Here is an 8929-nt window from a genome sequence, read left to right as displayed (position 1 = left end):
TAAAGTTCAGAAAAATTTAGTTGAGATGCAACTAGAGGATTTAGAATATGGGTAGCATTTTTGATTTTTTGTTCGCGATCGCACCAACTTCCCAATACGAAACCGCGATCGCCGTGATGAAAAAGGAAGAATACGAAACCGCGATCGCTTACCCCGAGAGACACGATACAATTATTTTAGTTGCAAAAATCATTACAGCCATTGAGTATAATATTAAAACTAACATTATCGCGGTATATTATCGGGGGCGGCGATCGTGGCTTTAATGGCGATCGGGCTTTTTGTCACTCAGTCAAGCAAAAATATTTCCTATTCCTTCCGTTTTACTACGGGAAGGAGTAAAAATATTTATGCTCTAGAACATTAGATTTCATTTTTTTGATAAATTTAGATGCGAGTCTTTTCCTCCTGTAACTGATGACCCAATGGCAACCCCAGCAAATTGAACGCTTGAAACTGATTGGAGTCATGCTTCAGTTTCACCGCGACAAGCGCCCTATTAATCATCTTGCGGCTCAACTTCAAGTCGATCCTGCTGTTTTGCTGGCATTGGAGGGAGGACAGACCGGACTGTTACCCCTGCCCAAACAGACACGCCTTCTCATTCAGCATTATTCTCAAGTTTTGGGGGTAGAATATCTCAACTTGGCAGATAGTTTACCGCCTACACTGCCCGATGAAATCTCCCCAAGAAAAAAGCTAACTCAACCCATTGCCATACCGAGAAGAGGGCAGAGAAGGAAAAAAAAACCTGCAAAACGAATAGGGAAGACTCTGCCTCACAACAACATCTGGCAAAACTTTTCGGCGCGTTTATCTGCTTTTTTAGGGAGTAAAAACCTTGCTATTAAAAACTGGGAAGAAAAAAGCAAAACTCTGCAACTGTGGTTGGGAATTATTCTCTTTTTAGGGGGCTGTTTGGGGGTCATTGTTGCGATCGTGCAGATTATTTTTGTTTTGTTGTCCCCTACCGGTCGCATGATGTTACCTTGGGGTGTTTTCTGGTTGGGAATTTTTGAATTTCTGAAGGTTTTTATTTCTTTTGTCTGCTTTTTTGGTTTACTTTTGTGGTTGGGGGCGAGGGGTAAATCTTCGGTGCGATCGCCAAATAAAGCTAAATTTCCCCCAAACGATTTAAGGGAAAGAAACGAAACCCCGCATGACCGATAATCTTTTCTGCTTCCACAAAGCCCCAGACATGGGAATCACAGGACTCATTACGATTGTCTCCTAAAACAAGATAGCGGTCTTTGGGGACGGTGACGGAGGGAAATCTATATTGAGGCACGTCGTTAATATAGTCTTCTGCTAAGGGATGACCGTTAACAAAAACCCGATCGTTTTTTACCTCTACTGTGTCTCCAGGTACGCCGATCACGCGCTTGATGTAGGCATCTTTAATGGGCAGGGCTTGGGGTTGAGAAGGGTTACAGCGAATGGCATTATCGGGGGGGGTGAAAACGATAACATCCCCGCGCTGGGGTTTGCGGAAAAGATAGGTGATTTTTTCGATGACAAGGCGATCGCCCACTTCTAAGGTGGGCAACATTGATTTAGAAGGAATATAGCGGGCTTCGGCAATGAAGGTACGAATCATTAACGCTAACCCAACGCTAACGCCTACCAGCATTGCGCTTTCTGCCCAAATGTTTATCTTTTTATCAGCCATGCAATTCTTGATTAAATCCTCTTGCGCCTTTCGATTTTACCTAAATGTTGCCAGAAGGCTCATGCTAGATATGATATCAAATCCAGTGACCAAAGACCCTGTTAAGGCGATCGCCTGCAACCCTACAGAGAGCAAAGGAAAAGTAAGAGGGTTTTTGTTGAAGAAAACAAGATTTTTAACATTAATATATATATATTAACAAAACTTTTTCCAAAAAAGATTAAAAGTAAATAAATTCAACGTATCACCCTAAAATAGATCGGAAAGGATTAAAATAAAACTGTTATGAAAAATACATTTCTTGGTAATTCCAAGGTGAAACTTTAAGTAAATTTCGAGAATATATCTCGATCCTCTAATCCCTTTCATATCAAGATAAGTGGTTTTTCGTAGAAAATCGCAATCTTAGGCATTGTACAACAATAAAGTTGTTTTAGCAATTACTTTGTTAATAAAATAGTGCCTTGGCTGATTTCCTTAGTTTTCTTCCTAGCTTACTTTGATTTAATAAAGAGTAACTTGGGTTTAAAAGTCATTAAAAAAGTCATCAAATTTGATGATTCAATCGCCCAGATTGTTTTTGGCAGATTGTTTTTGGCATTGAGTTTAATTATCGAGGAGACGAATATGGTACAAGCAAACTTAGAGCGCCCAACCCAAACCACGAGAGAGAATACCTTTATTCTCTGGTTTAACGAAGTGAGGAGCGAGGATGTCAATTTGGTTGGGGGAAAAAACTCCTCTCTCGGTGAAATGATTCAACAGCTACAACCGAAAGGAATCAATGTTCCTACGGGGTTTGCAACAACGTCTTACGCCTATCGTTGCTACATTCGGGAAACGGGCTTAGAACCACGTTTACGAGATTTATTTAGTGATCTAGATGTGAGTGATATTAATAACTTACAAGAGCGAGGACGACAAGCACGTTCTATGGTTCTAAATACGCTTTTCCCCAAACACTTGCAAGACGAGATCACCCTTGCGTATAAAAAAATGTGTCGGGAGAATGGCTGTAATACGGGGATAGACGATCGCTTCAAACCCGAGCATCGCGACCTTTGCGAGGAACAAACCCAAGATATGGATGTGGCAGTGCGATCGAGTGCGACGGCGGAAGACTTGCCAGAAGCGAGTTTTGCGGGACAGCAGGAAACCTATCTCAATGTTCGGGGAGCAAAAGGGGTTCTCGAAGCCTGTCATAAGTGTTTTGCTTCTCTGTTTACCGATCGCGCCATTTCCTACCGCGATCGCAACGGTTTCGATCATTTTAGTGTCGCCCTTTCCGTGGGAGTCCAGAAGATGGTGCGATCGGACTTGGCTTCTTCAGGGGTAATGTTTTCTATCGATACGGAAACTGGGTTTAAAAATGCTGCTTTAATTACTGCGGCTTATGGGTTGGGGGAAAATGTCGTACAAGGTGCCGTTAACCCCGATGAATATTTGGTGTTTAAACCCACCCTAAAAGCAGGATATCGTCCCATTTTAGAAAAGCGCTTGGGTACGAAGGCGATTAAAATGGTGTACGATGTCGGCGGTTCAAAACTGACCAAAAATATAGAAGTTCCCGAACCCGAACGAGACAAATTCTGTTTAAGTGATGAAGAAATCTTGCAGTTAGGGCGATGGGCGATCCAAATTGAGGAACATTATTCTCAAGTTCGTGGCATTAACACCCCGATGGATATTGAATGGGCTAAGGATGGTTGCACGGGGGAACTCTTCATCGTCCAAGCACGCCCAGAAACCGTCCAATCTCAAAAGGTGGGTAATATCCTCAAAACCTACGAATTGAAGGAACGCGGCGCGGTTTTGGGGGTGGGTCGCAGTGTGGGAACGGCGATCGGTCAGGGAAAAGCGCATATTATTCTCGATACGTCCCGTTTGGCTCTTTTTAAACCAGGAGAAGTTCTGGTGACAAATCGTACAGATCCTGACTGGGAACCAATTATGAAACAAGCCAGCGCGATCGTCACTAACCAAGGGGGACGGACTTGCCACGCGGCGATTATTGCCCGCGAAATGGGCATTCCGGCGATCGTGGGATGTGGAGATGCAACCGAGGAGATCGCCTCGGGACGAGAAATAACGGTTTCTTGTTCGGAAGGGGAAGAGGGGCGCATTTACGAAGGTTTATTGCCTTTTGAAATTCACGAAACCCCCTTGGATAATTTGCCCAAAACCCGCACTAAAATCCTCATGAATATCGGCAACCCCGAACAGGCGTTTGCCTTGGCGGGTATTCCCTCAGATGGTGTCGGTTTGGCGCGATTGGAGTTTATTATCGCCAATAATATTAAGGCGCACCCTTTGGCTTTACTCCATTTTGATGAGTTAAGCGATCTCACTGAAAAATCCGAGATCGAAAAACTGACCAAAAATTATACTCACAAAACCGATTTCTTCGTGGATAAATTAGCGCGAGGGGTCGGCACGATCGCGGCGGCATTTTATCCCAAACCTGTAATTGTGCGGATGTCGGATTTTAAAAGCAATGAATACGCGAACCTGTTGGGAGGTAAGGATTTTGAACCCCATGAAGAGAACCCAATGATCGGCTGGCGAGGTGCCTCCCGCTACTACGACCCCAAATATCGCGAGGCTTTTGCGTTGGAATGTCAGGCGATGAAGCGAGTACGGGATGAAATGGGTTTAACTAATGTTATCCCGATGATTCCCTTCTGTCGCACCCCGGAAGAAGGGCAACGAGTGCTGGCAGAAATGGGCAAACAAGGGCTGAAACGAGGGGAAAATGGTTTGCAGGTCTATGTGATGTGCGAACTGCCCAGCAATGTCATTTTAGCGCACGAGTTTGCGGAAGTCTTTGACGGATTTTCCATTGGTTCCAACGACTTGACTCAGTTAGTCTTGGGGTTGGATCGCGACTCTGCTTTAGTGGCGCACCTTTTCGACGAACGTAATGAAGGGGTAAAACGCATGGTGAAAATGGCGATCGCGATCGCTAAAGAAAAAGGAGTTAAAATCGGCATTTGCGGTCAGGCTCCGAGTGATTATCCCGAGTTTGCTAAGTTCTTAGTAGAAGCGGGGATCGATTCTATGAGTTTAAATCCTGATTCGGTTCTGAAAACTTTGCTCATGGTTGCAGAGGTCGAAAAAGGTTAATTGAGAAAGTTTAATTGGGTTTAATTGAGTCTCATTAAGGGCGCAAGTCGGGGGTAATGCTTGCGCTCTTTCTGCTATGATGCAAAAGTATCACCCAATGAGGGAGACGGTAAGCATGACGAATGCAGCGATCGCACAAGAAGTAATTGCCTCTGAGATTATGTCTTTAGAGGACTTTCTCAACTACGATGATGGTACTGATGCTCGTTACGAATTAGAGGACGGGAGACTATTATTAATGACGAGTGAAGGCGATCGCAATCAACGAATTGCTTCTTTTTTATTAATCTATTTTGCCCAATTGGGAATCTCTTTTTATTGCTTGAGAATTGGGCTAGAAATAGCAGTGAGTGGGAGTCGAACAACAGTACGTCTCCCAGATTTGGTCGTACTGACGGAGGAGTTAGCACAGATCATGGAGGGTGCAACTCGTTCAATTGTAATGCTAGATATGCCACCTCCTCGGTTAGTTGTAGAAGTAGTGAGTCCGGGACGGGAGAATGAAGAACGAGATTATCGTTACAAGCGATCGCAGTACCAAGCCCGAGGAATTGCTGAATATTGGATTATTGACCCCATACAAGAACAGATTACCGTATTAACTTTGGTGGCGGGACTCTATGAAGAAACAGTATTTTCAGGAGATACCGCGATCGCGTCTCCTCTGCTGTCAGAATTGGGTCAAGCGTCACCTTTAACAGCCGCGCAGGTGTTGCAGTTGAGATAATGCTTGCGCTCTTTCTGCTATGATGCAAAAGTATCACCCAATGAGGGAGACGGTAAGCATGACGAATGCAATAATCGCGCAAGAAGCAATTACCCCTGAGATTATGTCTTTAGAGGACTTTCTCAACTACGATGATGGTACCGATGCTCGTTACGAATTAGAGGATGGGAGACTATTATTAATGACGAGTGAAAGCGATATCAATCGGCGTATAGCTTCTTTTTTGTTGATCTATTTTGCTCAACTGGGGATTCCGTTTTATCGGTTAGGTATTGGTATAGAAATAGCAGTGAGTGGAAGTCGAACAAACGTGCGAATTCCAGATTTAATCGTGCTGACGGAGGAGTTAGCGCAAGTTATGGAGGGTGCAAGTCGCTCAATTGTAATGTTAGATATGCCACCTCCTCGTTTAGTTGTAGAAGTAGTGAGTCCAGGACGAGAAAATGAGGAGAGAGATTATCGTTACAAGCGATCGCAGTACCAAGCCCGAGGAATTGCTGAATATTGGATTATTGACCCGATACAAGCACAGATTACCGTATTAACTTTGGTGGCGGGACTTTATGAAGAAGCTGTATTTTCCGGAGATACTGCGATCGCTTCTCCTCTGCTGTCAGAATTGGGTCAAGCGTCACCTTTAACAGCCGCGCAATTACTACAGTTAGGGTAAATCTACTGTCGGGCGATCGAATTCTACCAGAAGATCGACATCACTATCTTCTCTAGCTGTATCTCGTGCAACTGAACCAAACAGAGAAAGGGATTTTACACCAAATTCTTTGAGTCGATCTTTGTGGGTTTTTAATTTAGATAATGCTTCATGTTGTTGCATAATCGGAAATAATCAAAATTTCAGTATTTGGCGAAAACTGCGATCGCATTGGTAGTTTTATCCTATGATATCAAATTGGAGAGGAGAGGCGAGATCCCACAAGAGAAGATTTATAATACACTCAAACTGAGATGAACTCACCCGATCGCCTCTAGGTAAAAAAGCTATAAGCGGCGCAAAACGACAATTGATCGCTCTGTCACAGGAATAATTTTTTCCTCAGTATAAATGGCACCAGAATCGATAATATGAGACTCAGCCGTATCGATTAAAACTTGCCATTCCCACTTTTGCAAATCTTCAGAAAGGAGAAAATCAATTGGTTTGTGATAAGCATTAAAACACAAGAGAAAAGTATTACCAATAATGCGTTGTCCTGTCTCGCTCGGGGTATCAATTTCCTCTCCATTCAAGCAAATAGCAATAGTTTTGATAAACTCTTGTTGCCACTGTTTTTCTGTCATTTCCTCCCCCTCAGCATCAAACCAAGTAATATCTCGAACACCGGAGCCATGAATTTCTCGACCTTGAAACCAATTGCGTCGCTGAAAGACAGGATTTTGATGATGAAAGGCAATCAATTGACGAGTAAATTCTAATAATTCTCCATTCTTTTCAGCCAAACTCCAATCTATCCAAGAAATCTCATTATCCTGACAATAGGCATTATTATTTCCCAGTTGAGTGCGCCCAAATTCGTCCCCTCCTAACAACATGGGAACTCCTTGAGAGAGCATTAACGTCACCAAAAAATTACGACGTTGACGCGATCGCAATGTCAAAATCTCCGCATCGTCGGTTTCCCCTTCTTCCCCACAATTCCAGGAACGGTTATCATCATGACCATCGTTATTATCTTCCTCATTTGCTTCATTATATCGTTCATTGTAGCTCACCAAATCATTGAGAGTATAGCCATCATGGGCGGTAATAAAATTAATACTAGCACTCGGTTTGCGTCCGTTAGTTGCGTATAAGTTAGAACTTCCTGTAAAACGAGAAGCAAATTCAGACAAACTACTCTCTTGTCCTCGCCAAAAATTCCGAATCGTATCGCGATATTTGCCATTCCATTCTGACCAAAGTAAAGGAAAATTACCAATTTGATAACCTCCTTCGCCAATATCCCAAGGTTCGGCAATTAATTTTACTGTCGATAAAATGGGGTCTTGATGTATAATATTAAAAAATGCAGCCAAATTGTTCACTTCATATAATTCCCGCGCTAAAGCTGAAGCTAAATCGAAGCGAAAGCCATCGACGTGCATTTCTTGTACCCAATAGCGCAAACTGTCGGTAATGAGTTTTAAAACTTGAGGATGGCGGACATTCAACGAGTTACCACAGCCGGTAAAGTCCATATAATATCGCTCTTTTTCCTCCACTAAGCGATAGTAAGACTTGTTATCAATTCCTCGGAAAGAAAAAGTTGGGCCGAAATGATTTCCTTCTCCTGTATGGTTGTAAACCACATCTAGAATTACTTCAATTCCGGCTTTATGCAGTGCTTTTACCATCTCCTTAAATTCTTGGACTTGTTCCCCGCAAATGCCGCTAGAACTATAACCAGAATAAGGAGAAAAATAATTAATCGAATCGTATCCCCAATAATTCTTTAATTCCTTCTCTTCTAAATGACCTGGGTTGGCTAAAAATTGGTGAATGGGGAGTAATTCAACGGCGGTAATTCCGAGGGATTTTAGGTGCGCGATCGCGGCAGGATGTGCCAATCCTGCATAAGTTCCGCGCAATTTTTCCGGTATATCTGGATGCAGTTTGGTAAAGCCTCGCGCGTGTATTTCATAGATAACTGTTTGATACATGGGAATGCGGAGAAGTTCGTCTCCTTCCCAGTCAAAAGATTCATCAATCACGACACATTTAGGCATATATTCTGCATTATCTAACTCAGAAAAGCCCATATCTTCGGCGGAAGTTTTCCAAGGATAGCCATAAATTGCCTCTGCGTTGATGATATCTCCCGCGATCGCCTTAGCATAGGGATCGATGAGTAATTTATTGGCATTGAAGCGATCGCCGGAATTGGGCATAAAATTGCCATAGACGCGATAGCCGTAGCGCTGTCCTGGTTTAATATTGGGGACATATCCATGCCAGATAAAGTTATTCTTTTCTGTGAGATGCAAGCGGGTTTCTCGATCTTGTTCGTCAAACAAACATAAATCTACTGCTGTAGCATTTTCGCTAAAGAGAGCAAAATTCGTTCCGCGTCCATCCCAGGTGGCTCCTAATGGGTAAGATGTGCCAGGCCAAACTTGTAAATCCATAGTTGCTAAAAGCTGCGATCGCGTCTATTAATAATTTCCATTGTTTGCAATCCTAGCAAGATATTGTTCTTTTCGGAAAAGATGACCTCGATCGCGATCGTGGGAAAGATCATAGTTCGAGGGTGGGTTTCAAAAAGCGAGGATTCATGGTTTCGATCCAATTCAAATTAACAGAAATTTCGTAGGGGCGCAATGCTTGCGCCCTTAATATTTGCTTGCGCCCTTAATATTTGCTTGCGCCCTTAATATTTGCTTGCGCCCTTAATATTTGCTTGCGCCCTTAATATTTG

Annotated in this window: 7 protein-coding genes and 1 pseudogene; 5 read left to right on the top strand and 3 right to left on the bottom strand. The window is 43.1% G+C overall.

Features of this window, described 5'->3' with window-relative positions:
* Nucleotides 1-47 precede the first annotated feature (47 nt).
* Together JUI58_RS13515 and JUI58_RS13510 are read left to right on the top strand one after the other, a co-directional pair.
* Entirely contained in the window at nucleotides 48-266 is a 219-nt protein-coding gene (locus JUI58_RS13515; RefSeq protein ID WP_204104323.1) for a hypothetical protein, read from the top strand.
* A 151-nt stretch (nucleotides 267-417) separates the two neighbouring features.
* Nucleotides 418-1170, top strand: a complete 753-nt coding sequence (locus tag JUI58_RS13510) for a hypothetical protein (RefSeq protein ID WP_204104322.1) — start codon at nucleotides 418-420, stop codon at nucleotides 1168-1170.
* Here the strand turns inward: JUI58_RS13510 and lepB are convergent.
* The gene (lepB, locus tag JUI58_RS13505) at nucleotides 1115-1669 is read right to left on the bottom strand and encodes a signal peptidase I (RefSeq protein WP_204104321.1); all 555 of its coding nucleotides are present in this window, start codon (nucleotides 1667-1669) and stop codon (nucleotides 1115-1117) included. The two genes, JUI58_RS13510 and lepB, sit on opposite strands and share 56 nt — an antisense overlap.
* Nucleotides 1670-2296: 627 nt before the next feature.
* Here lepB and ppsA point away from each other — a divergent pair.
* The 3 genes from ppsA to JUI58_RS13490 all read left to right on the top strand — a co-directional run bounded on the left by ppsA (nucleotide 2297) and on the right by JUI58_RS13490 (nucleotide 6189).
* On the top strand, nucleotides 2297-4792 hold the full coding sequence (gene ppsA, locus JUI58_RS13500; RefSeq protein WP_204104320.1) for a phosphoenolpyruvate synthase: 2496 nt from the start codon (nucleotides 2297-2299) through the stop codon (nucleotides 4790-4792).
* Between the two features lie 160 nt (nucleotides 4793-4952).
* Complete coding sequence (locus JUI58_RS13495; protein ID WP_348539890.1) at nucleotides 4953-5519, top strand: Uma2 family endonuclease; 567 nt, start codon at nucleotides 4953-4955, stop codon at nucleotides 5517-5519.
* 58 nt (nucleotides 5520-5577) lie between these two features.
* Nucleotides 5578-6189, top strand: a complete 612-nt coding sequence (locus JUI58_RS13490; RefSeq protein ID WP_204104319.1) for a Uma2 family endonuclease — start codon at nucleotides 5578-5580, stop codon at nucleotides 6187-6189.
* 12 nt (nucleotides 6190-6201) lie between these two features.
* Here the strand turns inward: JUI58_RS13490 and JUI58_RS13485 are convergent.
* A pseudogene (locus tag JUI58_RS13485) lies at nucleotides 6202-6351 on the bottom strand (nucleotidyltransferase domain-containing protein); the annotation flags it as partial.
* A 164-nt stretch (nucleotides 6352-6515) separates the two neighbouring features.
* Nucleotides 6516-8639: a glycogen debranching protein GlgX gene (gene glgX / locus JUI58_RS13480; protein ID WP_204104317.1), complete on the bottom strand. Its 2124-nt coding sequence runs from the start codon at nucleotides 8637-8639 to the stop codon at nucleotides 6516-6518.
* Nucleotides 8640-8929 lie beyond the last annotated feature (290 nt).

The organism is Spirulina sp. CCY15215, from assembly GCF_016888125.1.
Classification (GTDB): domain Bacteria; phylum Cyanobacteriota; class Cyanobacteriia; order Cyanobacteriales; family Spirulinaceae; genus CCY15215.
Note: the sequence above shows the minus strand (reverse complement) of the source record. Positions and strands in the feature narration are given on the sequence as shown.

Bases quoted from the DNA above. Each gene is read 5' to 3' on its own strand.
- JUI58_RS13515 (WP_204104323.1), top strand. From the start codon at position 48: ATGGGTAGCATTTTTGATTTTTTGTTCGCGATCGCACCAACTTCCCAA.
- JUI58_RS13510 (WP_204104322.1), top strand. From the start codon at position 418: ATGACCCAATGGCAACCCCAGCAAATTGAACGCTTGAAACTGATTGGA.
- lepB (WP_204104321.1), bottom strand. From the start codon at position 1,669: ATGGCTGATAAAAAGATAAACATTTGGGCAGAAAGCGCAATGCTGGTA.
- ppsA (WP_204104320.1), top strand. From the start codon at position 2,297: ATGGTACAAGCAAACTTAGAGCGCCCAACCCAAACCACGAGAGAGAAT.
- JUI58_RS13495 (WP_348539890.1), top strand. From the start codon at position 4,953: ATGTCTTTAGAGGACTTTCTCAACTACGATGATGGTACTGATGCTCGT.
- JUI58_RS13490 (WP_204104319.1), top strand. From the start codon at position 5,578: ATGACGAATGCAATAATCGCGCAAGAAGCAATTACCCCTGAGATTATG.
- glgX (WP_204104317.1), bottom strand. From the start codon at position 8,639: ATGGATTTACAAGTTTGGCCTGGCACATCTTACCCATTAGGAGCCACC.